At 69.0% G+C, this 25,930-nt stretch carries 28 protein-coding genes and 1 tRNA gene; 12 read left to right on the forward strand and 17 right to left on the reverse strand.

Annotated features, from left to right (window positions below; all coding sequences use genetic code 11):
* Window position 1: 1 nt before the first annotated feature.
* Window positions 2-322 carry a hypothetical protein gene (locus ACYVHG_RS08500; protein WP_461167018.1) on the reverse strand — a complete coding sequence of 107 codons (321 nt, stop codon included), beginning with the start codon at window positions 320-322 and terminating at the stop codon, window positions 2-4.
* A gap of 65 nt (window positions 323-387) precedes the next feature.
* On the opposite strand from ACYVHG_RS08500, the gene ACYVHG_RS08505 reads away from it, so the two are divergent.
* Both ACYVHG_RS08505 and ACYVHG_RS08510 read left to right on the forward strand, forming a co-directional pair.
* On the forward strand, window positions 388-765 hold the full coding sequence (locus tag ACYVHG_RS08505) for a PLD nuclease N-terminal domain-containing protein (protein WP_461167019.1): 378 nt from the start codon (window positions 388-390) through the stop codon (window positions 763-765).
* 212 nt (window positions 766-977) lie between these two features.
* Window positions 978-1,193, forward strand: coding sequence for a ribosome modulation factor (locus ACYVHG_RS08510; protein WP_461167020.1), 216 nt, complete (start codon window positions 978-980; stop codon window positions 1,191-1,193).
* A 180-nt stretch (window positions 1,194-1,373) separates the two neighbouring features.
* Here the strand turns inward: ACYVHG_RS08510 and ACYVHG_RS08515 are convergent.
* From ACYVHG_RS08515 to ACYVHG_RS08525, 3 genes are all read right to left on the reverse strand, one after another.
* Window positions 1,374-1,447, reverse strand: a tRNA-Gly gene (locus ACYVHG_RS08515).
* A 116-nt stretch (window positions 1,448-1,563) separates the two neighbouring features.
* Window positions 1,564-2,925, reverse strand: coding sequence for an amino acid permease (locus tag ACYVHG_RS08520; RefSeq protein WP_461167021.1), 1,362 nt, complete (start codon window positions 2,923-2,925; stop codon window positions 1,564-1,566).
* A gap of 22 nt (window positions 2,926-2,947) precedes the next feature.
* Window positions 2,948-3,574, reverse strand: coding sequence for a hypothetical protein (locus tag ACYVHG_RS08525; RefSeq protein WP_461167022.1), 627 nt, complete (start codon window positions 3,572-3,574; stop codon window positions 2,948-2,950).
* 75 nt (window positions 3,575-3,649) lie between these two features.
* Here ACYVHG_RS08525 and dcd point away from each other — a divergent pair, with 75 nt between their 5' ends.
* A complete protein-coding gene (gene dcd, locus ACYVHG_RS08530; RefSeq protein ID WP_461167023.1) occupies window positions 3,650-4,216 on the forward strand; it encodes a dCTP deaminase in 567 nt (188 codons plus the stop codon).
* A 6-nt stretch (window positions 4,217-4,222) separates the two neighbouring features.
* On the opposite strand, the gene ACYVHG_RS08535 is transcribed toward dcd, so the two are convergent.
* Genes ACYVHG_RS08535 through ACYVHG_RS08545 form a run of 3 tightly spaced genes read right to left on the reverse strand, consistent with a single transcriptional unit; the run spans window position 4,223 to window position 8,180 of the window.
* A complete protein-coding gene (locus tag ACYVHG_RS08535; protein ID WP_461167024.1) occupies window positions 4,223-5,896 on the reverse strand; it encodes a YibE/F family protein in 1,674 nt (557 codons plus the stop codon).
* A gap of 10 nt (window positions 5,897-5,906) precedes the next feature.
* Window positions 5,907-7,163, reverse strand: a complete 1,257-nt coding sequence (locus tag ACYVHG_RS08540; RefSeq protein ID WP_461167025.1) for a pyridoxal phosphate-dependent aminotransferase — start codon at window positions 7,161-7,163, stop codon at window positions 5,907-5,909.
* A 3-nt stretch (window positions 7,164-7,166) separates the two neighbouring features.
* Window positions 7,167-8,180: an ABC transporter permease gene (locus ACYVHG_RS08545; RefSeq protein ID WP_461167026.1), complete on the reverse strand. Its 1,014-nt coding sequence runs from the start codon at window positions 8,178-8,180 to the stop codon at window positions 7,167-7,169.
* Window positions 8,181-8,277: 97 nt separating this feature from the next.
* Here ACYVHG_RS08545 and ACYVHG_RS08550 point away from each other — a divergent pair, with 97 nt between their 5' ends.
* A complete protein-coding gene (locus ACYVHG_RS08550; protein ID WP_461167027.1) occupies window positions 8,278-8,910 on the forward strand; it encodes a TetR/AcrR family transcriptional regulator in 633 nt (210 codons plus the stop codon).
* On the opposite strand, the gene ACYVHG_RS08555 is transcribed toward ACYVHG_RS08550, so the two are convergent.
* Both ACYVHG_RS08555 and ACYVHG_RS08560 read right to left on the reverse strand, forming a co-directional pair.
* Entirely contained in the window at window positions 8,890-9,525 is a 636-nt protein-coding gene (locus ACYVHG_RS08555; RefSeq protein ID WP_461167028.1) for a hypothetical protein, read from the reverse strand. The two genes, ACYVHG_RS08550 and ACYVHG_RS08555, sit on opposite strands and share 21 nt — an antisense overlap.
* A gap of 45 nt (window positions 9,526-9,570) precedes the next feature.
* Window positions 9,571-12,870, reverse strand: a complete 3,300-nt coding sequence (locus ACYVHG_RS08560) for a (Fe-S)-binding protein (protein ID WP_461167629.1) — start codon at window positions 12,868-12,870, stop codon at window positions 9,571-9,573.
* 190 nt (window positions 12,871-13,060) lie between these two features.
* Here ACYVHG_RS08560 and ACYVHG_RS08565 point away from each other — a divergent pair, with 190 nt between their 5' ends.
* From ACYVHG_RS08565 to ACYVHG_RS08580, 4 genes are all read left to right on the forward strand, one after another.
* Window positions 13,061-13,636 (forward strand): SanA/YdcF family protein, encoded by a 576-nt coding sequence (locus ACYVHG_RS08565; RefSeq protein WP_461167029.1) that lies wholly within the window; start codon window positions 13,061-13,063, stop codon window positions 13,634-13,636.
* A 67-nt stretch (window positions 13,637-13,703) separates the two neighbouring features.
* On the forward strand, window positions 13,704-14,210 hold the full coding sequence (locus tag ACYVHG_RS08570; RefSeq protein ID WP_461167030.1) for an SRPBCC family protein: 507 nt from the start codon (window positions 13,704-13,706) through the stop codon (window positions 14,208-14,210).
* Entirely contained in the window at window positions 14,207-14,737 is a 531-nt protein-coding gene (locus ACYVHG_RS08575; RefSeq protein WP_461167031.1) for a TetR/AcrR family transcriptional regulator, read from the forward strand. Before ACYVHG_RS08570 ends, ACYVHG_RS08575 begins: the two co-directional genes overlap by 4 nt.
* A gap of 127 nt (window positions 14,738-14,864) precedes the next feature.
* The gene (locus tag ACYVHG_RS08580) at window positions 14,865-15,368 is read left to right on the forward strand and encodes an FBP domain-containing protein (RefSeq protein ID WP_461167032.1); all 504 of its coding nucleotides are present in this window, start codon (window positions 14,865-14,867) and stop codon (window positions 15,366-15,368) included.
* On the opposite strand, the gene ACYVHG_RS08585 is transcribed toward ACYVHG_RS08580, so the two are convergent.
* Complete coding sequence (locus tag ACYVHG_RS08585) at window positions 15,369-16,607, reverse strand: oxygenase MpaB family protein (RefSeq protein ID WP_461167033.1); 1,239 nt, start codon at window positions 16,605-16,607, stop codon at window positions 15,369-15,371.
* A gap of 66 nt (window positions 16,608-16,673) precedes the next feature.
* A complete protein-coding gene (locus ACYVHG_RS08590) occupies window positions 16,674-17,567 on the reverse strand; it encodes an exodeoxyribonuclease III (RefSeq protein WP_461167034.1) in 894 nt (297 codons plus the stop codon).
* A gap of 61 nt (window positions 17,568-17,628) precedes the next feature.
* On the opposite strand from ACYVHG_RS08590, the gene ACYVHG_RS08595 reads away from it, so the two are divergent.
* A complete protein-coding gene (locus ACYVHG_RS08595) occupies window positions 17,629-18,444 on the forward strand; it encodes a phytoene/squalene synthase family protein (protein WP_461167035.1) in 816 nt (271 codons plus the stop codon).
* Between the two features lie 16 nt (window positions 18,445-18,460).
* Here the strand turns inward: ACYVHG_RS08595 and ACYVHG_RS08600 are convergent, their stop codons facing one another.
* Together ACYVHG_RS08600 and ACYVHG_RS08605 are read right to left on the reverse strand one after the other, a co-directional pair.
* Window positions 18,461-19,354 (reverse strand): alpha/beta fold hydrolase, encoded by an 894-nt coding sequence (locus ACYVHG_RS08600; RefSeq protein WP_461167036.1) that lies wholly within the window; start codon window positions 19,352-19,354, stop codon window positions 18,461-18,463.
* The gene (locus tag ACYVHG_RS08605; protein WP_461167037.1) at window positions 19,351-20,247 is read right to left on the reverse strand and encodes an alpha/beta fold hydrolase; all 897 of its coding nucleotides are present in this window, start codon (window positions 20,245-20,247) and stop codon (window positions 19,351-19,353) included. The genes ACYVHG_RS08600 and ACYVHG_RS08605 overlap by 4 nt, the downstream gene beginning before the upstream one ends.
* Window positions 20,248-20,390: 143 nt before the next feature.
* Between ACYVHG_RS08605 and ACYVHG_RS08610 the strand changes: the two genes are divergently transcribed.
* A complete protein-coding gene (locus ACYVHG_RS08610) occupies window positions 20,391-20,735 on the forward strand; it encodes an ArsR/SmtB family transcription factor (RefSeq protein ID WP_461167038.1) in 345 nt (114 codons plus the stop codon).
* Window positions 20,736-20,744: 9 nt separating this feature from the next.
* Entirely contained in the window at window positions 20,745-21,236 is a 492-nt protein-coding gene (locus tag ACYVHG_RS08615; RefSeq protein ID WP_461167039.1) for an SRPBCC family protein, read from the forward strand.
* A gap of 23 nt (window positions 21,237-21,259) precedes the next feature.
* On the opposite strand, the gene ACYVHG_RS08620 is transcribed toward ACYVHG_RS08615, so the two are convergent.
* The 4 genes from ACYVHG_RS08620 to crtI all read right to left on the reverse strand — a co-directional run bounded on the left by ACYVHG_RS08620 (window position 21,260) and on the right by crtI (window position 23,625).
* Entirely contained in the window at window positions 21,260-21,463 is a 204-nt protein-coding gene (locus ACYVHG_RS08620; RefSeq protein WP_461167040.1) for a hypothetical protein, read from the reverse strand.
* Window positions 21,417-21,644 carry a DNA polymerase beta superfamily protein gene (locus tag ACYVHG_RS08625; RefSeq protein WP_461167041.1) on the reverse strand — a complete coding sequence of 76 codons (228 nt, stop codon included), beginning with the start codon at window positions 21,642-21,644 and terminating at the stop codon, window positions 21,417-21,419. Before ACYVHG_RS08625 ends, ACYVHG_RS08620 begins: the two co-directional genes overlap by 47 nt.
* A 144-nt stretch (window positions 21,645-21,788) precedes the next feature.
* The gene (locus tag ACYVHG_RS08630; protein ID WP_461167042.1) at window positions 21,789-22,046 is read right to left on the reverse strand and encodes a hypothetical protein; all 258 of its coding nucleotides are present in this window, start codon (window positions 22,044-22,046) and stop codon (window positions 21,789-21,791) included.
* A 79-nt stretch (window positions 22,047-22,125) separates the two neighbouring features.
* Entirely contained in the window at window positions 22,126-23,625 is a 1,500-nt protein-coding gene (gene crtI, locus ACYVHG_RS08635) for a phytoene desaturase family protein (protein WP_461167043.1), read from the reverse strand.
* Window positions 23,626-23,694: 69 nt separating this feature from the next.
* On the opposite strand from crtI, the gene ACYVHG_RS08640 reads away from it, so the two are divergent.
* Window positions 23,695-25,764, forward strand: a complete 2,070-nt coding sequence (locus ACYVHG_RS08640) for a heavy metal translocating P-type ATPase (RefSeq protein WP_461167044.1) — start codon at window positions 23,695-23,697, stop codon at window positions 25,762-25,764.
* Window positions 25,765-25,930: the final 166 nt, after the last annotated feature.

The following is a 25,930-nucleotide window of genomic DNA, read 5'->3' on the forward strand; positions in this document are numbered from 1 at the left end:
TTCAGCGGGTGCCGAGTCGCTCCCGGATGGCCGCTGCCACCTCGTCCGGGCGAGGCACGCCGAAGACGTGCTCGGAGCCGTCGCCGATGGTGATGCACAGGTGCGTGCGCGGGCGGCGCAACAGTCCGGCGGGGCGATCGACCAGGCCGGCGCCGACGAGGTGCTTGAGTTGTACTGCGAATCCGGTGCCCTCGAACCGGGAGGCCAGCCCTGCGGGGCGGAATCTCACGTGCGCATCGGTCAGATCGAGGTGCCCGCGGATGGCGCCGCGGCCGCCGGTCGCGTCGAGGTGCCGGACGGCGGGCCAGCTCAAGTCACTCACGGCTCAACTCTAGGTGGAGCCGGGGTACGGCCTGGCGGTAGCATCAGGTATCCGTTTGAGTGATCATGGGGGTTGAGATGCCGTACTTCGGTGCAATCGTACTTCTGCTCTGGGTGCTGGCCCTGGTCGATGTGATCGTCGCGGACGAGCATCGCGTGCGGCATCTGCCGAAGCTGGGCTGGCTGGCGGTGATCCTGCTGATTCCGCTGGCCGGGTCGCTGATCTGGTTCCTGCTGGGCCGTCCGGTGGGCGCGGCGAGCGGTGCGCCGTCGCGTACCACCGGCTACCCCGAGTACGAGCGGCCCGGGCGGCACCTCGCCCAGTACCCCGACGATGACGACGAGTTCCTGCGCAAATGCCGCGAGCGGGCCGATGAGCAGCGGCGGCGCGCGAAGGGGCTCGACGCCCGCAACCCGTCCGATCCGCCGGAGGACGGCAACTGACGCCCTGTTCTCGCCGGAGTCGCAGTGGAGCCGATGACGGGAATCGAACCCGCGACCTCCTTGGGAAGCTGACTGAGCCCGATTCCGCCGGTTCTTGAGAATGTGTGCAAGTCGTTGAGCTGCGATGAGTGCGAATCAGCGCGGGGTCGCGGCGGTGCGCCCCTCCATTCCATGGAGGCAGTGCGGCCCCGCCTTCGTCCCAGGAAGACGCCATGACCACTAAGGCAGAGCTGATCGAAGCCCGCCAGGCCGGCCTCCACGCCGAGCCGGGCGACTCGAACCCGTACGCAGGGCTCGAGCTGCCGACGCTGGGCCTGATGTGGCGCCACGGGTACCGGCAGATGCTCGCCGACCGACTCGCGACCTCACCCGCCCGCCAGGCGTACCTCGCCGCCGCCCATACCCGTGACCCGTACAAGTGGCGGTGATCGCCTACTGGCTCGGGCACACCGACGCGAGCTTCACGCAGCAGACCCACGCGCACAGCCAGGACGACGAGCTGCGCAAGGCCGCGGCGAGTTTGGGAGCAGTTGTGACATCCTGTGACACCGAGCCCGGATCGAGGGCCTGATTCGAGCTTGCGGACCCGCATTCGTGCAGGTCATTCGTGGAGCCGATGACGGGAATCGAACCCGCGCTACCTGCTTGGGAAGCAGGAGTTCTACCATTGAACTACATCGGCATTGCGGCGCTTCTCCAGCGAGAGCGCCGCGCGTACGGGCCACAGTAGCACGGGCCCGTCGGCGCCAGACCGCCGGCTAGGGCGAGCTGGGGGCTGCTGAGGGCGGCTGGGCGTGGTCAGGTGCGCGACGATGCCCGCGGAGCCACCCACAGTTGGTAGGCGCCGGCCAACGCCACCAGCCACACGCCGCCGACCACCAGCGCGATCAGAGTGTCCTTCTCGAACGCCATCAGCACCACCACCAGCAGCAGGAAACCGATTGCGAACAGCTGCCCGTAGGGCCACAGCGGTACTGGGAACTTCAGTGCGGCCACGTGATCGGCGGGCATGACACGTCGCTGCCGGAACTGCGAGAACAGGATCATCAGCCACACGAAGATCGTGGCGAAGGTCGCGATCGAGGCGATCACCACGAACACGTTCTCCGGGATCAGGTAGTTCAGCAGCACGCCCACCAGCAGCGCGGCCGTCATCACGGCCACCGTCACCCAGGGCACGCCGCCGCGGGTCAGCCGCTGCAGGGCCCGCGGTGCCTGGCCCCGCTGCGCCATGCCGTACATCATCCGGCCGGCTCCGAAGATGTCGCTGTTGATCGCCGAGATCGCTGCGGTGATCACCACCAGGTTGAGCACATGCGCGGCCGGTTCCACGCCCAGCGCGCGGAAGATCTGCACGAACGGGCTGGAATCACGGCTGATCTCGTTCCACGGAATCACCGCCATGATCACCGCCAGCGCGAGTACGTAGAACAGCCCGATCCGCACCGGCACGGTGTTGATCGCCTTGGGAATCGTCTTCTCCGGATCCTTGGCCTCGGCCGCCGTCAGGCCGATGATCTCCGAGCCGCCGAAGGCGAACACCACCAGCACGAAGCAGCTCAGGAAACCACCCAGTCCGGTGGCGAAGAAGCCCTCGTGCGACCACAGGTTGCTCACCCCCTGGGAGGTGTCGTGCAGGCCGAAACCGAAGATCAGCACGGCGATACCGCCACCGATCATGGCCACGATCGCGGTGATCTTGACCATCGTCAGCCAGAACTCGACCTCACCGAAGACGCCCACCCGCATCAGGTTCAGTGCGCCGATGAAGAAGATCACCGCCAGCACCCAGATCCACTTCGGCACTTCCGGGAACCAGAGACCCATGTACACCGCGAACGCGGTGACGTCCGCGATGCACACGAAGATCATTTCGAAGACGTACATCCATCCCGTCGCGAACCCGGCACGCGGACCCAGGCTCGACGATGCGTAGTCCCCGAAGGAGCCCTGCGGCCTGCGGACCGCCATCTCGCCGAGCGCCCGGAGCACCAGGTAGATGACCACACCGCCGATCACGTAGGCGAGCAGCACGGCCGGTCCGGCGGCCTGGATCGCCGAGGCCGAGCCGTAGAACAGACCGGTGCCGATCGCCGAGCCGAGCGCGATGAACCGGATGTGGCGCGCGGTCAGCCCGCGGCGGAGGGGGGTATCGGTCACGAAGGAGCAGTATTCACGACCATCACCACTGGTTGAAACTCTCCGCCGAGACGAAGAATCCGTGATCGCCGCGGCGGCAGGTCACGCCGCGGGTCTCGGAGACGCAGGTGACACCGGCCGAGGTGACGCTGTGCCCGTAGGGCAGGGTCTGCTGATCGACTCGGGAGGAGAAGACACCCTGGGAGAAACAGGACGGCTGGAACGGTCCGCCCCTCTGCGACAGGTACCCCTTGGACAGTTTCTCGGGCGGCATGGTCGCGCCCTCGCACCGAGCGCCGGGCGGGATCACCGTTGTCGTGAAGACCTGACAGCCGGTGAGGGAGCCGTCCCGTTCGGTGGTGATTCCGCACCCGATATTGCGGGACGGGGTGTAGAAGTACACGCCTCCGGGGCCGTTGTACCGCTCCGGAGAGTCCGCGATCGGCGTCGAAAGCTCGCTCGAGGTGACCTTCCCGGGATTCGACCCACCGGCGTCCGGTGCCGCCGGACCGCCGTCGGCGGGGCCGACAGCCGACGCGGGCGCGGCTGTGGACGCGGGAGCGGTCACCGGGGCGGGCGCAGCACCGTCGGACTGCGAGTCGCAACCGGCGAGGGCGATGGGGAACAGGGCGGAGAGGAGGGCGGGGAGCACGATCGGTACTTGCCTCATACCCAGTGGTCGTCGATCCGTCGGTGATCGTTACCGGTGGGCACCGGCGTGCGGCGTCTGCCTTAGGCTGAACCCGTGCTGCTCTCCGATCGCGACATCCGCGCCCACCAGGAATCCGGCCGCCTCGGCATCGATCCGTTCGATCCCGACATGGTGCAGCCGTCCAGCGTGGACGTGCGGCTCGACGGGCTCTTCCGGGTCTTCAACAACACCAAGTACACCCACATCGACCCGAAGCAGCGGCAGGACGAGCTGACCTCCCTGGTCGAGCCCGCGGAGGGGGAACCCTTCGTGCTGCACCCCGGGGAGTTCGTGCTCGGCTCCACACTGGAGGTGTGCAGCCTGCCCGACGATCTGGCCGGCCGGCTCGAAGGCAAGTCCTCCCTCGGGCGCCTGGGACTGCTCACCCACTCCACCGCCGGTTTCATCGACCCGGGATTCTCCGGGCACATCACGCTGGAACTGTCGAACGTTGCGAACCTGCCGATCACCCTGTGGCCGGGTATGAAGATCGGCCAGCTGTGCCTGTTCCGGCTCACCAGTCCCGCCGAGAACCCGTACGGCAGCTCCGCCGTCGGATCCAAGTACCAGGGCCAGCGCGGCCCGACACCGTCGAAGGCGTACCTGAACTTCCAGAACTGACGCGGCTCAGTCCGCCGAATGCCGGCCCCGGCGCGGCTGCTCGGCCGGTGGCGCGGGCCGCGGCGGTGTGGGGATCGGGCCCGACGGCAGGCGCCGCCGGCCGGGTCGCTGCGGGGCGTCCGGCTGCGGGCGCCGCACCGGCATCCGACCGGTCGACGGTGCCGCAGCTGCGGGCGCTGACCGGTCGGCAACCTGCTCCGTGGCCTGGCCGGCGGTCCGCTCGGACGGTCCGGGCGCCGGCTCCTCCCGCTCGACGGTGCCGCGGCGCGACCGCACCCGGATCTCCGACGGGTCGCTGTCCGGGTGGCTCTGGGTGTATCGCTCGGCCGCCTCGGCGCTGACCGCCGCCCGCTTCGGCTTGGCCAGCAGCGTCGCGATCGCCGTGGTCAGCGGTACCGACAGGGCCAGCCCGATACCACCGACGAAGGAACGGACCAGTTCCACCGAGACCGAGTCCGAGGTGAGCACCTGACCCAGCGGGCGGCTCGCGATCGAGAACAGCAGCAGCAGCGGCAGCGCCGAACCGACGTATGCGAACACCAGCGTGTACACCGTCGACGCGATGTGGTCCCGGCCCACCCGCATGGCCGAGAGGAAGGTGCGCCGCCGTGAGGCCTTCGGGGAGAGCTTGGCCAGCTCGAAGGTGGCCGACGCCTGCGTGATGGTGACGTCGTTGAGCACACCCAGTGCGCCGATCACGAACCCGGCCAGCAGCACGCCGGAGATCGACAGCTGCGCGGCGTGCGCCTGCAGGTTCGTGGCGTCGTCGCTGCTCAGGCCGGTGACCCGGGTGGTCTCCGTGGCCGCCCAGGCCAAGACCCCGCAGACCGCGAGGGAACACAACGTGCCCAGCAGTGCCGCCGAGGTCCGCAGTGAGACGCCGTGCGCGAGGTACAGCACCACGTACAGGATCACTGCGGACGCCACCAGCGCCACCCACACCGCGGAGTTCCCGTCCAGGATCGACGGCAGCGCGAACAGCACGATCACGACCCCGGACAGGGCCAGCCCGAGCAGCGCACGCAGACCGCGCCACTGCGCCACGATGACCACCACGACCGCGAAGATCAGGCCCCACACCCACAGAGAGATGCCGCGCGAGTAGTCGTAGAAGGAGTAGTTCGACGGTGCGCCGGCCACCCCGCCGCCGTTGACCGCGATCATGATCTTGGTGCCGGGGGTCAGATTCGGCTGCCCGGTGCCGGGGATCGCCGGGCGGGAGGTCTGCACACCGGTGCCCTGGTCCGGCGGGGCCTGCCCGGGTACCGAACTGAAGTTCACCCGCAGGGTGCCGATCGAGAACTGCGTCCACTTACCGGCGTCGGGTCCGCTGGTGATCTGGACCGCACTGTTGAGGCAGCCACCGTCGGGATTGGCGACCGGGTGCGGCTCGGTGTCGATCACCTGACCGTTCCCACGCGGGGTGAAATCGCAGTCACCGATCTGCTGATCGGTGACGGTGCCCTTGTACAGCGTGGGCGACTGCGGCGCGCCGGGGAGCGTGACGCGCATCTGCGAGGGCCACAGCAGCACCACACCGGCCACCACCGCGATACCGATCACCGCGAGCAGTCCCACCACCACTCGGGCGGCCCACTTGCCGAGCGAGATGTTGCTCAGCGAATGGGTGTGGACGTGGCCCATCTGCTCGTGGTCGGCGCGGTCTTCGGTGTCGGTCACCCGTGTCACATTACTTCTGCTTGTAGGAGCTCAGGAAGTTTCCGAATCGGTCGAGTGCCTCGGCCAGGTCGCGTGCCCACGGCAGCGTCACCACACGCAGGTGATCGGGTGTGGGCCAGTTGAACCCGGTGCCCTGGACCAGCAGGATCTTCTCCTGGTTGAGCAGGTCCAGCACCATCTGCTCGTCGTCGCGGATCTCGTGCACGTTCGGATCCAGCCGGGGGAAGGCGTACAGCGCACCCTCTGGTTTGACGCAACTCACCCCGTCGATCGCGTTGAGCTTGTCGAAGGCGACGTCACGTTGCTCGCGCAGCCGGCCTCCGGGCAGGATCAGGTCGTTGATCGACTGGTACCCGCCGAGCGCCACCTGGATCGCGTGCTGCGCCGGGACGTTCGGGCACAGCCGGGTGGAGGCGAGCAGCGTCAGTCCCTCGATGAAGCCGCTGGCGTGCTCCTTCGGGCCGGTCAGCACCGCCCAGCCGGCGCGGTAGCCGCACACCCGGTAGGCCTTCGACAGGCCGTTGAAGGTCATCACCAGCAGGTCCGGCGCGAGTTCGGCGATGGAGATGTGCTGGGCACCGTCGTAGAGGATGCGGTCGTAGATCTCGTCGGCGAGCACCAGCAGTGAGTGCCTGCGCGCCACCTCGACGATCTGCTGCAGTGTCTCGCGGGAGTACACGGCGCCGGTCGGGTTGTTCGGGTTGATCACCACGATCGCCTTGGTGCGGTCGGTGATCTTGGCCTCGATGTCCTCCACCGACGGGTTCCAGCCGTTGTCCTCATCGCACAGGTAATGCACGGGGGTGCCGCCGGAGAGGCTGGTCATGGCGGTCCACAGCGGGTAGTCGGGCGCGGGGATGAGCACCTCGTCGCCGTTGTCGAGCAGCGCCTGCAGGGTCATGGTGATCAGTTCGGAGACGCCGTTGCCGAGGTAGACGTCGCCGATGTCGAAGTACGGGAAGTCCGGGACCTCCTCGTAACGGGTCACCACGGCGCGGCGCGCCGACGCGATACCCTGCGACTCGCTGTAGCCCTGCGAGGTGGGTAGCGCGTGGATCATGTCCCGTACGATCGAATCCGGCGCCTCGAAACCGAAGGTGGCCGGGTTACCGATGTTCAGCTTGAGGATCCGGTGCCCCTGCGCCTCCAGCCGGGCCGCCTGCGCCACCACAGGTCCACGGATCTCGTAGAGCACGTTCTGCAGTTTCGCGGACTGCTCGAGCGGCTTGAGTTCGGTGCGGATGTGGGGCACATGCGGTCGGCTCATGCGCTATATCGTCGCAGGCTGCGGCAAATCCTTTTCGCTCACCTCGCCGTTGTCCGACGGTGCCCCGGCGACGGCCCGGCGCCGGGCGGCGCCGATCACCATGAGGGCGTACCCGATCACGATCCAGGTGCCCAGTACCGCGAAGGACGCGGCCGCTCCGGCGCCGATCAGGGAACCGTCGGCGAAGAACGCGGCGCTGCGCAGTGCGGTGCCGGTGGCGCCGATCGGCAGCGTCTGGCCCAGCACGCTCCAGATCCGGGGCAGGAACTCCGGTGGCGCCATGACACCCGCCAGGGGCATTCCCACCAGCAGGAACAGCAGCACCGTCGGAGCCACGCCGCGGATCCCGATGAGCGAGATCAGTCCGGCCGCGGTCGCCGCGATCGCCAGGATCCCGGCGCTCATCGCCAGCCATTGGGCCCCGAAGCCGCCGGGGAGTACGCCGATCCACATCGCCACGCCGACCGCGCACGCGCCGGTCACCGCGGCGCCCACGGGCAGGGCGGCGGCGATCACGAGCGGTAGGTGACCGAAAAGTACCGTCGCGATCGCCAGCACCATCCCGGTGACGAAGACGGGGATCGCGATCGCGCCGAGGCCGGCACCACGCGGATCGTCGGAAGACGGTGGCGCGACGTCGGTGACCTGGACCGTAGCGCCCGGTGCGAGCGTGCCGGCCATCTGGGTGAGCAGCGGTGCGACCACTGGGGAGGCGCCGGTGGCGATCACCGCGCGAGGCTGCGGTCCGGGGATCAGGCCGCCGTACACCTCGCGGTTCGCGGTGGCGCGCTCCAGTGCGGCCTGGTCCGCGTAGCCGGACACCGTGAAACCGCCGCTGTGCCGCGCGTCGAGTTGTTGCTGGACCTGCTCCGCCGCTGCAGCCGGTCCGACCACGCCGATCGGCAGCTCGTGCGGCTGCGCGCGGGAAGCGGGGCCGGCGAACAGCAGCACGATCAGCGGGATCACGACGGCCAGGCCGGCGAAGACCGCGGCGAGCTTGGCGAGGGATGCGCGCATGGGGTGCCTCCAAAGAATTCAACGACTGATGAATCCCAGGTTACGACCGTACTCCGTCAGAAGTCAACAGGTGTTGAAATACTGCTAGGATCGACACATGGCAACCGGGAGACGCGCGGGCACCAGTACCGCGAAGGCCGACATCCTCGAGGCGGCGCGCGCACTTTTCGCCGAGGTGGGCTACGACCGCGCCACGATCCGCGCGATCGCCCGCCGGGCCGGTGTCGACGTCGCCCTGGTCTCGTACTACTACGGCAACAAGAAGGGCCTGTTCCGTGAGGTCATGCACCTGCCGATCGACCCGGAGGAGACGTTCGGCAATGCCCTCGAAGGTCCCCGAGGGGGCGTGGGGGAGCGGCTGGTGACGACGGCGCTGACGGTCTGGGAGGCGCAGGACACGGCCCCGGTGGTGCAGGCCATGCTCCGCGGCGCGGTGAACTCCGACGTGCGGGAATCCAGCGTGTTCGGCGAGTTCGTCGCCCGGGAGATGCTACCGACGCTGGCCCGCCGCGCCGGCGTGAGCATCGAGACCGGCCGGATCGTGGCGAGCACCATGTTCGGGCTGGCCTTCATGCGCTACCTGGTGCGCTCACCGATCTTCACCGCTCCGTCGCGCGAGGAGCTGATCGCGACCTACGGTGCCGCGATCCAGCGAATGGTCGACGCCGACGGGACGGCGGCGCACGGCACCGGGCCGGATGCGGGCGGGTCAGGCGGAACCGTGGCCTGATCCCTGGGCGACCGCCATGACCTCGTCGGGATCGGTCGCGGCATGGGTGAACTCGTCGCCCAGATTGTGGAAGGCGCGTCCGAGCTCGTCGGAGATGTCGATGATCCGGGCCTTGCGAACCTCGGGCTTGTCGATCTCCTCGGCAACGTACTGGGCGATGAACCGGCGGATCTCCGCATCGACACTGGCCACCATGCGCACGATGGAACCGCGGATGCTGCGTGACTCCACATCCACCCACACGTCCTTCGGACGCGGCGGGTCCACCTCGATCCGCAGCTCCAACGGCGCGGCGGCGCGCACCGTCAGCGGCAGGGTGATCAGGCCCTCCACGTCGTAGCGGATCCGGTCGAGCTTGAGGTCGATCAGCAGCCCGATACGCAGCGGGATCTTCACCGTGAAGGTGATCAGTTCCCCCACGTGCCGGGTGAGCTGCGGTTCGGCGATCTGGACCTGAGCCCACACCTTCGCCATCCCCGCGGGTCCGGACGGGACGGGGCCGACGGTGAAGTCACCGCCGGCCATGTCGGCGAACGCGGAGCCGACGCGCTCCTCGTTCACGGCGATCTCGAAGAACCGCCGCCCGAACTCCTCGTAACTCACGTATTCAGGCACGCGACCATCTTGCACCATGTGCGATAGAGATTTCGTGAGGAACGATCACTTCTTGCCGCCCGGACGTTTGGCGCCGGCCGCGATCCCGAAGCCCTTGGCCTTCGACTCCCCCTCGGTGGTGAGCAAACGCTCACTGCCGCCCGACGGTGCCGGGCTCTCCTCAGCCCCCTGGACTGCGGTTTCCGCGTCCTGAGGGGTCTCGGGGGCCTCCGCTGCGTCGGCCTGGGCGACCGGCTCGGCTGCGGGCGCGGCCGGCTCAGCAGGAGCCGGCGCTGCGGCGGCGGGCTTCGGCGCGCCGGGCTTCTTGGCGCCCGGCCGCTTCGCGCCCGCGGCGATCCCGAAGCCCGCGGCCTTGGACTCACCGGCGCTGCTCAGCGTGCGGTCCTGTGCCGGGGCGTCCGGCGCGGCGGCGTCCTGCTCCGCCGGAGCCGATGCCGACGGAGCCTGTGCAGTCGCAGGGACCTCCGTGCTCTCCGGGGCTCGTGCGGCCTCAGCGGACGCCGCAGCGGGTGCGGTGGGCGCTGCCGGCTCAGCAGGAGCCGGCGCCGCGGTGGCGGGCTTCGGTGCGCCGGGTTTCTTGGCGCCGGGTTTCTTGGCGCCACCCGCGATGCCCAGCCCGACCGCGGGCTTGGCCGGGGCTGCCGGGGTCTCCGGAGCTGCCGGGGTCTCCGGGGCGGGCTGATCCGACGCAGCGGCGGCCGGGGCCGCAGCAGGCGGCTTGGGAGCGCCGGGCTTCTTGGCACCGGGGCGCTTGGCTCCGCCAGCCATCCCCAGACCCACGGCGGGCTTGGCCGGCGCGGCGGGCGAGGACTCCGCGGCGTCGGCGGCCGGGGCAGCCGGGGCAGCCGGTGCATCGGCAGCGGCGGCAGCGGGCTTGGCCGCTCCGGGCTTCTTCGGTCCACCGGGGCGCTTGCCGCCGCCGGCCAGGCCCAGGCCCACCGTCGGCTTGGCGTCCTTCTTCTCCGCGGGCTTGTCCGCCTCGGTGCTCGCCGCAGCGGCGGCTGTACCGGCCGCAGCCGCAGCCGCGGCGGCAGTCGGGGCCGCGGCAGGTGCCTGCTCCTGAGTCGCGGCATCGTCGGACACCTTGCGGTTCGGGTTGCCCCGGACGATCCCCTCGGGCAGGCCGCGCTTGACCGACTCCAGCAGCATCTGCGCGACGTCGACGACCTCAGGCGCCGGACCCTCGGATTCGGCGGTCTGTGCCGTGACGCCGTCGGAGAGCATCACGCGGCAGAACGGGCAGCCGGTGGCGATCTTCTTGGGAGCGTCGGTGGGCATCTCGGAGAGCGTGTTCAGGGCCTCGTCGACGCGGTCGACGTTGATCCGCTTGCCGAGCTGCTCCTCCATCCACATGCGCGCGCCGCCGGCGCCACAGCACATGGAGCGCTCCAGGTGCCGCGGCATCTCCTTGAAGGTGGCTCCGGAGGCGCCGATCAGCTCACGCGGGGCCTCGTAGACCTGGTTGTGGCGTCCTAGGTAGCAGGGATCGTGGTAGGTCACGTCCTCGCTGGGCGGGGCCACCGGCACCAGTCGCTTGTCGCGGACCAGCTTGTTCAGCAGCTGGGTGTGGTGCACCACCTCGTACTGTCCACCCACCTGCGGGTACTCGTTGCCCAGGGCGTTGAAGCAGTGCGCGCAGGTGACCACGATCTTGCGCTGCTTCTCGGGAACACCGTCGAACACCTCGTCGAGCTGCTCGATGTTCTGCTGCGCGAGCATCTGGAACAGGAACTCGTTACCCGCGCGGCGGGCGGAGTCGCCGGTACAGGTCTCGCCCTGGCCCAGCACCAGGAAGTTCACCGCGGCCACGTCCAGCAGCTCGGCGACGGCCTTGGTGGTCTTCTTGGCGCGGTCCTCGAAGGCACCGGCGCAACCGACCCAGAACAGGTACTCGAAGCCCTCGAAGGACTCCACATCCTGGCCGTAGACCGGGATCTCGATGTCCATCTCGTCGATCCAAGCGGTGCGCTGGCTCGAGGCCTGCCCCCACGGATTGCCCTTGTTCTCCAGGTTCTTGAACAGGCCGGCCAGCTCGTGCGGGAACTCCGACTCGATGAGCACCTGGTAGCGGCGCATGTCGACGATGTGGTCGACGTGCTCGATGTCCACCGGGCACTGCTCGACGCAGGCGCCACACGTGGTGCAGGACCACAGCACCTCGGGATCGATGACGCCGCCCAGAGCACCGTCCTCACCCGCGGGGCCCACCAGGGCGCGCTCGGCCTCGGCGCGGGCCTCGGCGGGGATCTTCTCCAGCTTGGCCTCGTCGGGGTTGCCCTCGGCGTCGACCAGGCCGATCTGCTCGCCCGACGGGTCGGTGCGTCCGCCCGCGAGCAGGTACGGGGCCTTGGCGTAGCCGTGATCCCGCAGGCCCATGATCAGCAACTTCGGACTCAGCGGCTTACCGGTGTTCCAGGCGGGGCACTGGCTCTGGCACCGGCCGCACTCGGTGCAGGTGGTGAAGTCCAGCCAGCCCTTCCAGGAGAAGTCCTCGATCTTGCCGGCGCCGAGATTGTCGACATCGGGATCGGTGTTCTCCATGGTCAGGACCTTGCCGTTGGAGACCATCGGCTTGGCGGCGCCCAGCGCGCGGCGGCTGCCCAGCTCGCGCTTGAAGTAGATGTTGAAGAACGCCGAGAAGCGGTGCCAGGCGACACCCCAGGTGAGATTGCCGCCCACCAGGATCAGGAACATCACGCCGGACATCAGCTTGATGAAGGCGAAGACGGTGATCAGGGTGGGGCTGGCCGGGAGCAGGGTGGCCACGTGCCGGGTGAAGAAGTCGGTGACCGGGTCGGCGTCGCCGTAGGTGGCGATCTTGCTCGACTTCACCGCGATCATGCCGAGGCCCTCGAAGAAGACGATCGCCTCGATGGTGTACGCGGGCAGGAATCGGCTGCCGGCGAACCGGGAGAACAGTGCGGGGTTACGCGGGTGCTTGACCTGGCGCACGATGATCAGCACCAGGATGCCGAGCACGGTGCCGATGCCCAGCAACTCGTCCATCATCCGGTACACCGGCCACGAACCGAAGACCGGCCAGTGGAACGCCGGGTTGAAGGTCTGCGGCAGTGCCTCGAACCAGAGGATCGCGCCCGCCAGGAAGCCGATCATCACGAACCAGTGGGCGATGCCCACGGTGCGGTTCTTGATCATCTTGGTGTGGGCCAGGAACTCGACCACGACCTCCGCGGCGCGCGGGATGAAGGGGAGCCAGCGGTCCTTGGCGGACTGGCCCTGTGCGATGATCCGCACCATGCGGAGGGCCCCGCGGAGGAAGATCGCCCAGCCGACCGCGAAGGCGATCGCGCCGATCGTGCCGAGCGTGATGTTGAGCGGGGTGATCTCGGACTCGGCGGCGGCCAAATAGGTCTGGTCCACGTCGTGCACCTTTCTGCCTCGCGGGCTGGTAGCACCCATATTACTGGCGAGTAAGATAGGCGCGAAACCACTGCGTCTGGCATAACGGTAGATCGCTCAGGTAATGGGCTTCGCGTGAAGGTTCACCTAACTACCGCTCGGTAAGGTGTGGTCCATGCCCTCCGCCACATCACTGCGCGCCTCCGTGCCGGCCCGGCTGCGCGCGATCGCGGGTGGGATCACCGGCGCGGGGCCGATGTACGAGCCGGCTCGGGCACCGTCGGCGCCGGTCGCGATCGTCTTCGGCGCGTCGGTGCGCGGGGGCCGGCCGGGGTCCTTCGTCGAGGGGCGTCTGGAGGCGTCGCTGCAGCTCCACCGACTGGGCAAGGTGCAGCGAATCCTGGTCTCGGGCAATGCGGGTGGCACTTCGGGCGATGAGATCGCGGTGATGACGCGCTGGTTGCTCGAACGCGGTGTGCCGGAATCCGATCTGTTGACCGACGGCACGGGGCTGGATACCTATCTGTCCTGTCGCCATGCCCGGGACGAGTTCGGGTTGCGGCGCGTGCTGCTGGTCTCCCAGTTCTTCCACGTCCGCCGGGCCGCTGCGATTGCGCGGCACCTGGGCTTGGACGTCGATGCGGTGCGGGCCGGATGCGGCTGCACCCGCCGCTCCTGGGTTCGTAACCTCGCCCGCGAGTACCTGCTCTCGCGGCCGAAGGCCGCTCTCGACATCGCCCGCCTGCGCTGACCGATCGGTTGCGCGGCTAACGTCGTTATCCTATCGTGTAGCTAACAATGTTAGCCAAGGAGGGATCATGCGGTGGTCGGTGTCGACGGTGGTGGCGATCGTGCTGGTGGGAGGACTCGTCGTGATGCTCTACCGGGAGCGCACGGTGGAGCGGTCGGTGGAGATCGAAGCGACTCCGGAGCAGGTCTGGACGGTCCTCACGGACTTCGACGCCTACCCGCAGTGGAATCCGTTCGTGATCGGCGCCGCGGCGCCCGAGGGGCTGCAGCCGGACCGGAAACTGGACGTCAGAGTCCGCAACGGTGGATCCGAGATGGGATTCCGGCCCACTGTGCAGGTCGCTCAACCCGGTCGGGAGCTCCGGTGGCTCGGCCGTGTGGTGGTCCCCGGTCTCCTCGACGGTGAGCACTACTTCATCCTCGAAGCCACGCCGGGCGGGACGCGATTGACGCAGGGGGAGCGGTTCCGCGGAGTCCTGATCCCGGTCTTCGGTTCGTCGATCGACGTCGGCGACGGTTTCGCGGCGATGAACCGGGAGCTGCGCAAGCGGGTGCTGGCTACGATCGCTCCGTGATCCCCGACGAGCTGGACCCGCTTCGCCACGCGACACCGCGGGCCCGCCAGATCGTGGAGACCGCACGCACGCTGCTCGAACGTGACGGCTGGGAAGCGGTCACGATGCGCGACCTGGCCGATGAGATCGGGATCCGCGCACCCTCGCTGTACAAGCACTTCGCCGGTAAGGACGCACTCAAATCCGCGTTGGTCGCGGTGGCGCTCGCAGAATCGGGTGCCGCTCTGCGGCCGGCCGGCACCGTCGACGAACTCCTGGTGGCCTATCGCGCGGCCGCGGGAGCGAATCCGAATCTGTATCGCCTGGCCACCGTCGGACCGTTGGATCGAGCGGCGCTGCCCGACGGCTTGGAGGAGTGGTCGGGTGCCCCGTTCTTCGAGGTCACCGGCGATCCGCACGCGGCACAGGCGTTGTGGGCGGCCGCACACGGCATGGCGATCCTGGAGATCGACGGCAGGTTCCCCTCCGGCTCGGCGCCGGACCGGACCTGGCGGGAACTCGCCCGGCGATTCGAAAACCGGCTCTGAACCGGCCTACGCCGCCTCATCGCGATCCTCATCGAGAAAACGCCTGGTTTCCGCCAGGCCCCGCCACGTACTGTGCCCCTGCACCCCCGTCCTGATCCCGCACCGAGTCCACAGATCGGTACCTCTCATGCATCCCATCACCACACAACAGGTCCTCGACTCCTTCCGAGGCGCTACCAGGAGTGAGGTCAAACGCGTCACCTTCCCGGCCGACTTCGACGATCTCGATTTCGAGAAGCTGGAGTTCGTCGGTTGGACCGATAAGAAGATGCCGCGCCGTGCCTACGTGGCCGTGCCCACCGACGACGGGCTGGTGAGCATTCTGCTCACCCGGGCCGAGGCTGACAGGGCGAGGTCGAGGGCCAAAGCCATGTGCAACTGGTGCCGCGATGTCAACATGACCAGTCAGGCGGTGCTGTACTCGGTCCGGCGAGGCGGACCCGCCGGGCGCAAGGGCGACACCATCGGCATCCTGGTGTGCGAGGACTTCAGTTGCGCCGCCAATGCTCGCAAGCTCCCACCCGCCTTCCACAAGGGCACCGATATCGATCAGATCCGCGAACAGAACCTCGCCGACCTGCGACGGCGGGTCACCGGGTTCGTCGCCGAGGTGCTCAGCACCGAGGAGTGATCAGCGGTAGTTCGGATTGTTGCCGGTGGGGATCTCGATGTTGACCGGCCGGAACTCGCCCAGGTACACCAGCTCCATCGTCTTCGCGATCTGATCGAGCTGGCGATACACCTCCGCGGGGACCGCCGCGCGTGTGAGCTCACCCTCGCGGATCGCGACGTACGTCGGCCACATGGCGTGGATCAGCGGCTCCCACAGCGGCTGTCGCGGCAGTTGCATCCAATCGGTGAGCCGGTCTCCGAGCGAGTACCGGGTGAACGCCTCCAGTGCCGGCCGGGAGGCCAGCGTGCCGTCGGCGGACCGGCCGAGGTCCATCAGCATGCTCGCGATCTTCACGCCCTCCGGAGTCGGGCCCATGATCGAATCCAGGTCCACCTGAGCCTGCCGCTCGGCCTGCTCCCAGCTGGAGGGGATGTACGCGTCGTCGATGCCCAGCATGTACGCGTTGACCTGCCATGAGTGCAGCAGTCCATCGGTCTCGTCCGGTGGTAGACGGACGCCCCAATTGCGCATGATCCGCATGCCCATGGTGGCCAGGCTGTGCCAGGTGACCGTCATGTCGGCCTGCGAGATCGGCACCGGCTCGGGCGCGACCCGGCGCCAGTGCGGCGACTGCGGCAGCAGATGCCGGACGGCGCCGTGCGTGAGGCGGGTCTTCACCGAGGTGACGGCGGCCCGGCCGTGCGGCCCGTACCCGCCGACCGCGATCTGGTCGTAGACCAGACGGTAGGTCTTGGCGATGCGGTCCTTCATGTTCGCGCCACCGGCCGACCAGTACACCGCGCGTGACTCCCGGGGGATCACCGACATCATCACCCCGCCGGAGAAGCCGATGATCACCGACATGTACAGGCTGCGCGTGGTGTAGAACCTGTCCGCGTAACCCATCAGTCGCGGATCCATCCAGTCCGGCAGGGCCACTGCGTGTTCGATGAACTCCCGGACGTCCGACGGGAGACCTGTGGGCACCGGCTGGCCGTTGGTCTGCCAGGTGGCGAGCGCACGGTTCACGCGCGGCACGTCCCCGCGCTCGAGGACCGATTTCATCAGCGCATCGCACTGCGGGTCCCATCGCTTCGCGGGGTCGGGGGTGCCGGTGGTGCGGCTGCCGGGTTCGGCCGAGACCAACCCGGTGCCCAGCCCGCCGGCCACCGCTGCGGCGCCGGCCGCGCCGAGTCCCGCGACCCGTAGTGCGTTCCGCCTGGTGATCGTGCCCGGGCTCTTGTCCGCCACGGTCATCCGCGTTCCCCTCCCGCTGTGTGGCAGGAGTGTAGGCAGAATCAGATTGCGATTGCAAACATGCGGTCAGTCCGCACTGTGCGGGAGCTTCACGCCCCGCGGAGCGACCCTCCCCGCCGACGGGGGCGGCACCATCGGGCCGATGTCACCGTCGGGGGCGGTGTCCAGATCGAGCATGACCGGAGCGTGGTCAGACGGTCCCTTGCCCTTGCGCGCCTGCCGGTCGATCCAGGCCGCAGCGGTGCGATCGGCGACGGGGCCACTGGCCAGGATCAGGTCGATCCGCATCCCGAGATTCTTGTTGAACATCCCGGCGCGGTAGTCCCAGTACGAGAAGACCTGCTCGTGCGGCCACCGCTCGCGCACCACATCGCGTAGCCCTAGCGCTTCCAGTGCGGCCAGCGCTGCGCGTTCGGGTGCGGTGACGTGGGTGTGACCGACGAACGCAGCGGGGTCGAAGACGTCCTCGTCGGTGGGGGCGATGTTCATGTCACCGCACACGAGCTGCGGCACGGAATCCGCTGCGACCTGCGCCCGCAGCGCGTCCAGCCAGGCCAGCTTGTAGGTGTAGTGATCGGAATCGATCTCCCGGCCGTTGGGCGTGTACAGCGAGTGCACCCGGATGCCGGGGTCGGCGGACCCGGTGCTGCCCTTGCCGCACACCGCAGAGACCGCACGCCCCTCGACCTCGGGAAACCCCGGGGCGCCGGGGATCCCGATCACCACGTCGTCGAGCCCGACCTTGGACAGCACCGCGGAACCGTTCCATTGCGGCTGCCCGGCGGTGGCGAACGCGTAGCCGCGCTCGGTGAGGTCCGGACCGATCAAGGTGGCGAAGGCGTCGTCGGTCATCTTCAGTTCCTGCAGGCAGACCACGTCCGGACGGCGGGAGTCCAGCCATTCCAGCAGCCGTCCGTGCCGCTGCTTGACCGAGTTCACGTTCCAAGTGGCGATCCGCATGCCCTCACAGTATCGGTGGCCACCGACGCCTTCGCCCGAGCTGCCGTTCACACTGGTGGGCATGAATCCGGGTGAGCAGTACCTGCGGGCGGCGGTCGCATCGTCGGCCGTGGTGATCGGCGACTACTCGACCTCGTTCTCGCTCGCCACGCGGATGATGCCGCGTCGGGTCCGCGGGCACGTCACTTCGATCTACGGGCTGGTCCGGGTCGCGGACGAGATCGTCGACGGTGCCTGCCACACCGATCCCGGCGGTCATCTCGACCGGCTGGAGCAGGACGTCCGAGCCGCGCTGCGTGATGGTTTCAGCGCGAACCTGGTGGTGCACGCCTTCGCGCACACGGCGCGCACCACCGGCTTCGGGACCGAGCTGACCACGCCGTTCTTCGACTCCATGCGCAGCGATCTCACCCCCGCCCCGCACACCGCGCAATCGCTCGCGCAGTACATTCACGGCTCCGCCGAGGTGGTGGGTCTGATGTGCCTGCGCGCCTACGTCAGCGGGGTCGCCGAATCCGATTACGAGCGGCTCTCTCCGGACGCGGTGCGGCTCGGCGCCGCCTTCCAGAAGATCAACTTCCTGCGTGACCTCTCCGACGACGAGATCCGGCTCGGCCGCGCCTACCTGCCCGAGCTCACCCGGGACGCCTTCGAGGTCGCCCTGCGCGACGCCGAAGCGGATCTGCGGGCCGGGCGCGCCGGCATCACCCGGCTGCCCCGGGACGTGCGGCGCGGCGTGCGCACCGCCGCCGACCTCTACGCCGAACTGCTGCGCCGGTTGCGGATCGCCGGGCTCGACGGTGCCCGGTCCGGCCGGATCCGCGTGCCCACCACGGCGAAAGCCGCGGTCCTGGTCCGCTCGGTGGCGAACCGGTAGCGCGGACCGAACGCACTCAGTGCGACGCGGCCCGTGGCAGCTGTGGAATCGCGTTACGGCCCAGGAACTCGGTGAGCAGAGCCGTGAACTCCGGCGTGCATTCGAGCTGTGGCATATGACCCACGCCGGGGATCATCACGGTCTCCGCGTGCGGCATCAGCGGGTGCACGTTCAGCAGGTGCGACGCCGGCAGGATCCTGTCCTGATCGCCCCACATCACCAGGGTCGGCCGCGGGGTCGGCGCGATCGCCCGGTGCAGTTCCTCCCGCCACTGCGGCCGGACGCCGTGCAGCACCGACCCGAGCTCCCCGGCCGTCTTCCACGCGGTCAGTCCGGCATCGGTCTCGCGGGCGATCGCCATCGCGTGATCGCGCCGGGCCCGGGTGGCGAAGGACTTGTCGGCGAAGATCAGGCGTTCGGAGACCCATGCGTTGAGCGGACTCGGGATCGTGGCGATCAGCTTGCCCAGCAGGGGGACTCCGAACAGGCGCAGCATCGGGGTGACCTGCTTGCCGAAGCCCGCCGGATCGACCAGGGTCATGGTCGCCACCAGATCGGGATGGCGGGCCAGCAGGGTCATGGTCACCGCGCCGCCGAGCGAGTTCCCGACCACGTGCACCGGACCGCGCACGCGCAGGGCCGCCAGCACCTCGGCGGCACCGTCGGCCAGTGCCGCGAGGCCCGCGCCATCGGGATGTGGTGCCGACCAGCCGTATCCGGGCAGGTCCGGTGCGATCATCCGGTACTCGGGGCACGTATCCGGCCCACTCCCTCCGAGCGCGTCGAAGACCGGGTCCCAGTCCTCCAGGCTACGGGTGATCCCGTGCAGCAGAAGCAGAGTGGGCAGGCTCTCGTCGCCGGAGACGCGGACGCGCGCCCAGCGACCGTTGACGCTGACGGTGTCGATCATCGGTTCTCCCGGATCCATTGCAGGGTGGCCTCGGCCAGCGGACCGGGGTTCTGCACCACCACCCAGTGCCCGCCGGCGATGGACACGTGCCGCGACTTCGGAGACTTCTCCAATCCCAGCAGCTGCATCGGCGGAGTGACGAACATGTCGGCCTCCGGGGTGAGAACCTGCACCGGAACCGTGGTGACGGCGTTCTCCGGCTTGAGGAAGGGGGCCGGCATGTTGGCGCGGTAGAGGTTCAGGCCGTTGGTGAAGTCACGGTCCGCGCGCACGTATCCCGGTGCCGTCCGGCCGCCGCTGCCGCGCTTCTCGAAGGTCTCGATCAGTCGTCGGCCCACCCCGCTCTTGTACAGCGTGTCCGCGACACCGGGGGTGAGGAAGACGGGGATGTACGCCGAGCCGGCGGCCTGCCGCAGTCGCGCGGGCAGATCCGAGAGCGCTCGCGAGCCCTTGAGGAACTCGCCGGCGTGATTGAGGTTGGGGCCGGAGATCGAGGTGTACGAGGCGGTCTTGTCGGCCACCGCCGGATCGACGATGGCGTGCCAGCCCTGGATCGAGCCCCAGTCATGGCCCATCAGGTGCACCTTCGAACGATCGCCGCTGACCTCGCGCACCGCGTCGATCACCCGCGAGACGTCGGAGATCAGGCGGTCGAACCGGTAGCCGGCCTTGCCCGACGGTGCTTCCGATGCACCCGCACCGCGGACGTCGTAGCTGTAGACGTTGGCTCGTCCGGCCAGTTCGGCGGCCACGCCGTCCCACACGTGGTGGTTGTCGGGGTAGCCGTGAACCCCGAGCAGAGTAGGCAGCGTCGGGTCGTGGGATCCGTAGCGGAATCCCGCCAGGACCAGGCCGTCCGACGTGGTCACGTCGAACCGGAGTTGATCAGTCATCGTCGGCACCTCGGAGGTCGATGGTCGGCTCATCGCTCCCGCCGCACTGAGGCGATGAGAGCACTTGGGTCGAAACCTATCACTGCGGACTGGTCGCCAGAAGGTCTTGCGGCAACCGGGGCGCGGTCGTAAAGTACAACCTGATGGTTGTAGATGAGATGACTCCGGACGAGGTGGACAGGCTGTTCCACGCGCTCGCCGACCGCACCCGGCGCGACATCGTGGTGCGCGTCATCGAGCACGAGTGCTCGGTCTCCCAGCTCGCACGGGGTTATGAGATGAGTTTCGCGGCGGTGCAGAAGCACGTCGCGGTTCTCGAACGGGCGGCGCTGGTCACCAAGGTCCGGCGTGGCCGGGAGGCCCTGATCCGGCCCGACATCGACACCATCGCGCGCGGCGCCGAACTGCTGCGCGAGTACGAGGACCTCTGGCGGGGACGAGTGCAACGCATGGACGCCCTGCTTCAGCCGCTCACGGATCACGAATGAGGAGTCGACATGCCCGTTCTCTCTACCGCCGCCGATCGCGAGGCGCTCACGTTCGTTCTCGAGGCCGAGTTCGCGGCCTCGCCGGAGAAGGTCTGGCAGCTGTGGGAGGACCCGCGGCTGCTGGAGAAGTGGTGGGGTCCGCCCACGTGGCCGGCCACCTTCGTCCGGCACGAGTTGCGCCCGGGCGGTGAGTCGCGCTACTACATGACCGGCCCGGACGGCACGAAGGCCGGCGGGTGGTTCTCGACGGTGTCCACCGAAGCGCCGTCGACCTTCACCTTCCGCGACGGTTTCGCCGGGGAGGACGGTGAGCCCGTCGACCCGGAGGACTACTCCACTTCCACCGTCGTGATCACCGCCGAAGGCGATGCGCTCTCGCACATGCGGTTGGTCGCGACCCACCGCTCACTCGAGCAGCTGGACCGGGTGCTGGAGATGGGTATGGCCGAAGGGATCACCGCGGCGATGAACCAGATCGACGCACTGCTTGCGCAGGACTGATCCGGTCCATCGCCGCGGTGGACTCACCACTGCCAGAAGGCGCGCTGCGCCGCGACCGCCCAGGACGTGATCCGGGGCAGATCGGCCCGCTCGGGAAGCCGGCACGCACCGGTGTCGAGCAGGCGGCGGACTTCCGCCTCGAGCAGTTCGATCGCCCGGACCACGTCCGCGCGCGGCACCTCACCGCGCTTGACGGCCAGCACGTGCTCGCGCTCGGTGATGGACATGGGCAGGGTCAGCGCGGCGTCCCGAGCGATCTCTCGACCCTGGTAACGCCGAACGCTGCTCCCGCAGTGACCGGCCCAGATCGGTCACCATGATCAGATCGCCCGGCGGCGCATACAGCGGCAGGAGCACCGTCGGATTGCCCTTGACCGCCAGGCGCAGGTACTTGCGCAGGCTGTACATCACCAGATCGGTATCACCCGGCCCGCTGCGCACCCCCTCGGGCTGGATGGGACGTCAAATACGGCAGTCACGCGTTGCGCCTGGCGTAAGTGTCGCGCAATCAGTTCCGGCCGGTTCGGGGCGCCCGCGCGACCCAGCATCCGCTCACGCTGGCCGCGCATGTAGCCCAGGAACCGTTCGACCGCGAGCTGTGAGAGGATGCGTCCGCCAGATGTAGTCCGGGCGGTGCTCACCCACGCCCAGAACGACGTCGGCGGGCTCGATGTAGACGCCCAGCTCGTCGTGATCGTCGGTGCCGGGGATCGCGATGCCGTGCACGCCGGAACCCACGACGCTACGCAGGATCTCACCTCGCAGGGCGGTATCGCGGTCGCCGTATTCGACGTTCTCGAGCTCGGACATGCAGCGACCGTATGCGTCCGATCACCGTCCGATCAAACGATTTTCACGACCACTTCTGCGCCTCGCGCGCCTGCCTCATCTATCGGTACAACTGGGTCCGCCGGGTGAGTGCCCGTGCCGCGAGCCGGCCCGAGATCAGGGCGGGCGGCACGCCCACGCCGGGGTGCGTCATCGAGCCGGCGAGCACGGCGTTGGCGATCCCCGGTACCCGCTGCGGCCGCCGCAGCGGACCGGTCTGGCTCAGCGTGTGCGCCGCCGCGAACGGCGTTCCCGCGGACATCCCCCGGCGTGCCCAGTCGGCGGGCGTGTCGGTACGCAGCACCTGCGCGCGGTCGATGCCGCGGTAACCGCGGCCGGACAGGACCTGCAGGAGTTCACGCAGGTAGTCGGGGCCGATCCGGTCCCAGTCCAGCGGCGCCGATGCCAGGTTCGGGCAGGGCGCCAGCACGCTCACCGGGCTGGGCTCACCCGTCGTGACGGACGGTCGGGTGATGAGGAACGACGGGTCACTCATCAGTCGTCCGCGCCCACGCGTCGCGGTGATCTCGGCGAACGTCTGCTCCCAGGCTGTGCCGAAGTCCAACGTGTGGTGCGCCCGGGTGGGCCAGTGATCCTGCAGGTCCGGGTCCACGTCCAAGTGCGCGACCACGGCCGACGGCGAGAGTCGCACCCGCCGCGGTGCCCGGCCGCCCAACGGTGCGATCAGCCTGTCGGTGACGGGGGCGTCGGCGGTGATGACCACCGCATCGAACGAGAACCGGTGCACTCGTGCCGATGTGCGCGCCCGCAGTCCGGTCACCAGACCCCGTCGCCCGTCCAGGCCGAGCACCTCGTGTTCGAGCAGGAGTGTGCCCCCCGCGCGTTGCACCTGCCGCGCCATGACCGAGGCGACCGAGCCCATTCCGGCCCGCGGGTACCAGACGCCCAGGCCCAGGTCCATGTGTGAGATGACGGCGTACACCGCGCGCGCCGCCGACGGTGCGACACCGGCGTACAGCGCCTGGAAGGTGAGCATCCGGCGAGTGCGCGGATCGTCGACCCGCCGGTCCACCTGATGCTGCATCGATCGCAGTGCGCCCAGCCGCACCAACCGGACCAGCGCCGCCAGGTCGCCGGGGTTCGCGTACGAGCTCCACGCGGCATCGCCTCCGATGAAGCGCGGATAGGCGGCGTCGAACATCGCCTCCTGCCAGCGCAGGTGGTCGCCGGCGGCGAGGTCGTCGGGTGCGTGCAGCACGGTCGGCGGGAGCGCGCCCAGCGCGGGGAAGCGGCCGGCGTAGGCGGGTGTCACCGGCAGCAGGTCGAGCTCGGTGGCGGCGTCGGCACGGCCGAGTCCGGCGGCGGTGAGGGCGTCGAAGACCAGCTCCGGCATGGTCAGCACGCTCGCGCCGGTATCGATCAGGCGCCCAGCCGTCACCACGATCCCGGGGTCCCCGGCGGTCGCGGGGATCCGCTCGGTGCCCGCCCGTCCGCCGACCTCCCGCGATCGTTCCAGCACGGTCACCGTGTGGCCGGCGCCGGTCAGGTGCAGTGCGGCTGAGAGCCCGGCCAGGCCCGCTCCGATGATTCCGATGTGCACGCGATGAGTCTAGAGAGGACTCGCGAGAACATATTGCAATGTGTGCATATATGTCTTAGGGTCATTCCCATGAGTGCAGACCACGACCACGGATCCGGCCACTCGGCGCGGTGGGAGATCGGATTCGCCATCGCCTCGGGCGTGACCTACGTCAGCGGCATGATCGCCGAGTACGCCCTGGACCGGCCATCGCTGGCCACCGTGCTGTTCCTTGCGACCTACTTCTTCGGCGGCTACTTCACCATCCGCTCGGCGATCAAGTCGACGCTCGCCGGCAAGTTCGAGGTCGACTTCCTGATGCTGGTCGCCGCGCTCGGCGCGGCGTCGATCGGCCGCTTCGCCGAAGGTGCCGTTCTGCTGTTCCTGTTCAGCCTCGGGCACGCCCTGGAGGAGTTCGCCCTGGCCCGGGCGTCGAAGTCGATCGAGGCGCTCGCCGAGCTCGCGCCGCGGACCGCGCTGGTGCACGTGAGTGGACCGGCCGATCTGTCCGGTGAGTTCACCGAGCAGCCGGTGGACGGTGTCGAAGTCGGCGATCTGGTGCTGGTCCGGCCCAATTCGCGGGTCAGTGCCGACGGTTTCGTGGTCGACGGCCGCTCCGCGATCGACCAGAGCGCCGTCACCGGTGAGTCGATGCCGGTGGAGAAGGAACCCGTCACCGACGCCGACGCCGCAGCGGCCCGCCCGGCCACCGTCGCCGCCGAGCACCGGGTGTTCGCAGGCACGGTCAACGGCTCCGGTGCGCTCGTGGTGCGCGCCACCGCGCTGGCCAAGGACTCCACACTGAGCAAGGTGGTCGAGCTGGTCGCGTCCACCGATCAGGCGAAATCGCCCACGCAGCGTTTCCTCGACCGGTTCCAGCGGATCTACGTTCCCGCGGTCATCGTCTTCGTGATCGGTGTGTACCTGGTCGGCCAGTTCGCCCTCGGCAAGTCCTTCGCCGATGCCTTCTACCTCGCGATGGCGGTGCTGGTGGCCGCCAGCCCGTGCGCCCTGGCGCTGGCCACCCCGTCGGCGGTTCTGGCCGGTGTGGCCCGCGCGGCTCGGGCCGGTGTGCTGATCAAGGGCGGTGCGCCGCTCGAGACGCTCGGCCGGGTCTCCTCGATCGCCTTCGACAAGACCGGCACCCTCACCTGGGGTGAGCCGCAGGTCACCGACACCGTCGCCGCTCCCGGCGTGGAACTCGACGATCTGCTCGCCACCACCCTCGCGGTCGAGAAGCTCTCCGACCATCCGCTCGCAGCCGCCGTCACCGACGGCATCGCGGGCCGCACCACCACGGCGCTGACCGCCACCGATCTGCAGTCGGTCACCGGCCGGGGTGTGCGCGCCTTGATCGACGGTGAGCAGGTCGAGATCGGCAACCAGCGACTGTTCTCCGACGCCGGGGTCGAGATCGACGGTGCCGTGGCGGCCGATATCGATCGGCTACAGGCCGCCGGTCGCACCCTGATGGTGGTGCGCCGCGGCGGACGGTTCCTCGGTGTGATCGGTGTGATGGACACGCCCCGCCGCGAGGCCGGAGAGGTCCTCGATCGGCTGCGCGAGTCCGGCATGAAGGACATCGTGATGATCTCCGGCGATCACCAGCAGGTGGCCGACGCCGTCGGCAAGCACGTCGGGGTGGACCGCGCCCTCGGCGGGCTGCTGCCCGAGGACAAGGTCGCGCAGATCCGCGGCATGTCGGCTACCGCGGAGCCTGCGGGCGGTGCCGGGGGCGCCAGGGCCGCTGGTGGTGCCGGGCGGTGCGCCATGGTCGGTGACGGGGTCAACGACGCCCCCGCGATGGCGCAGGCCGACGTGGGTATCGCGATGGGCGCCGCCGGTTCGGCGGTGGCCCTGGAGACCGCCGACGTGGCGCTGATGAGCGACGACCTGGGCCGCCTGCCGTTCGCGGTGCGGTTGAGCCGCAAGACCAGCCGGGTCATCCGGCAGAACCTCATCGCGGCGCTGGGCATCGTCGTCTTCCTGGTGATCGTCACCTTCCTCGGGATGCCGATGGGTCCGGTGGTGTTCATCCACGAGGGCTCGACGCTGATCGTGGTCGCCAATGCGCTGCGCCTGTTGCGCTTCGACGTCGGTCGAGAGCATCACGGCGTGGAGCACGAGTCGCGTCCGGAGAAGGTCGCCGTCGCCGCCTGACCCTGCTCGGCGTCTTCCATGCTCGTTCCCGGATCCCCCCCGTGCCGCCCGCACGGGGGGGATCCGGCGTCTGCGGATCGTAGAGGTGAGCGCACTCTGCTCAACTTTTTGCCGGAACCGGGAACAATCCCGTCCTGCGGGTCGTTGGATCAGACGTACTACTTGA

The organism is Tsukamurella serpentis (assembly GCF_054780975.1).

Bases quoted from the DNA above. Each gene is read 5' to 3' on its own strand.
- ACYVHG_RS08505 (WP_461167019.1), top strand. From the start codon at position 388: ATGGGGGTTGAGATGCCGTACTTCGGTGCAATCGTACTTCTGCTCTGG.
- ACYVHG_RS08510 (WP_461167020.1), top strand. From the start codon at position 978: ATGACCACTAAGGCAGAGCTGATCGAAGCCCGCCAGGCCGGCCTCCAC.
- ACYVHG_RS08525 (WP_461167022.1), bottom strand. From the start codon at position 3,574: ATGAGGCAAGTACCGATCGTGCTCCCCGCCCTCCTCTCCGCCCTGTTC.
- ACYVHG_RS08540 (WP_461167025.1), bottom strand. From the start codon at position 7,163: ATGAGCCGACCGCATGTGCCCCACATCCGCACCGAACTCAAGCCGCTC.
- ACYVHG_RS08545 (WP_461167026.1), bottom strand. From the start codon at position 8,180: ATGCGCGCATCCCTCGCCAAGCTCGCCGCGGTCTTCGCCGGCCTGGCC.
- ACYVHG_RS08550 (WP_461167027.1), top strand. From the start codon at position 8,278: ATGGCAACCGGGAGACGCGCGGGCACCAGTACCGCGAAGGCCGACATC.
- ACYVHG_RS08565 (WP_461167029.1), top strand. From the start codon at position 13,061: ATGCCCTCCGCCACATCACTGCGCGCCTCCGTGCCGGCCCGGCTGCGC.
- ACYVHG_RS08570 (WP_461167030.1), top strand. From the start codon at position 13,704: ATGCGGTGGTCGGTGTCGACGGTGGTGGCGATCGTGCTGGTGGGAGGA.
- ACYVHG_RS08580 (WP_461167032.1), top strand. From the start codon at position 14,865: ATGCATCCCATCACCACACAACAGGTCCTCGACTCCTTCCGAGGCGCT.
- ACYVHG_RS08585 (WP_461167033.1), bottom strand. From the start codon at position 16,607: ATGACCGTGGCGGACAAGAGCCCGGGCACGATCACCAGGCGGAACGCA.
- ACYVHG_RS08590 (WP_461167034.1), bottom strand. From the start codon at position 17,567: ATGCGGATCGCCACTTGGAACGTGAACTCGGTCAAGCAGCGGCACGGA.
- ACYVHG_RS08595 (WP_461167035.1), top strand. From the start codon at position 17,629: ATGAATCCGGGTGAGCAGTACCTGCGGGCGGCGGTCGCATCGTCGGCC.
- ACYVHG_RS08600 (WP_461167036.1), bottom strand. From the start codon at position 19,354: ATGATCGACACCGTCAGCGTCAACGGTCGCTGGGCGCGCGTCCGCGTC.
- ACYVHG_RS08605 (WP_461167037.1), bottom strand. From the start codon at position 20,247: ATGACTGATCAACTCCGGTTCGACGTGACCACGTCGGACGGCCTGGTC.
- ACYVHG_RS08610 (WP_461167038.1), top strand. From the start codon at position 20,391: ATGGTTGTAGATGAGATGACTCCGGACGAGGTGGACAGGCTGTTCCAC.
- ACYVHG_RS08615 (WP_461167039.1), top strand. From the start codon at position 20,745: ATGCCCGTTCTCTCTACCGCCGCCGATCGCGAGGCGCTCACGTTCGTT.
- ACYVHG_RS08620 (WP_461167040.1), bottom strand. From the start codon at position 21,463: ATGTCCATCACCGAGCGCGAGCACGTGCTGGCCGTCAAGCGCGGTGAG.
- ACYVHG_RS08625 (WP_461167041.1), bottom strand. From the start codon at position 21,644: ATGTACAGCCTGCGCAAGTACCTGCGCCTGGCGGTCAAGGGCAATCCG.
- ACYVHG_RS08630 (WP_461167042.1), bottom strand. From the start codon at position 22,046: ATGTCCGAGCTCGAGAACGTCGAATACGGCGACCGCGATACCGCCCTG.
- ACYVHG_RS08640 (WP_461167044.1), top strand. From the start codon at position 23,695: ATGAGTGCAGACCACGACCACGGATCCGGCCACTCGGCGCGGTGGGAG.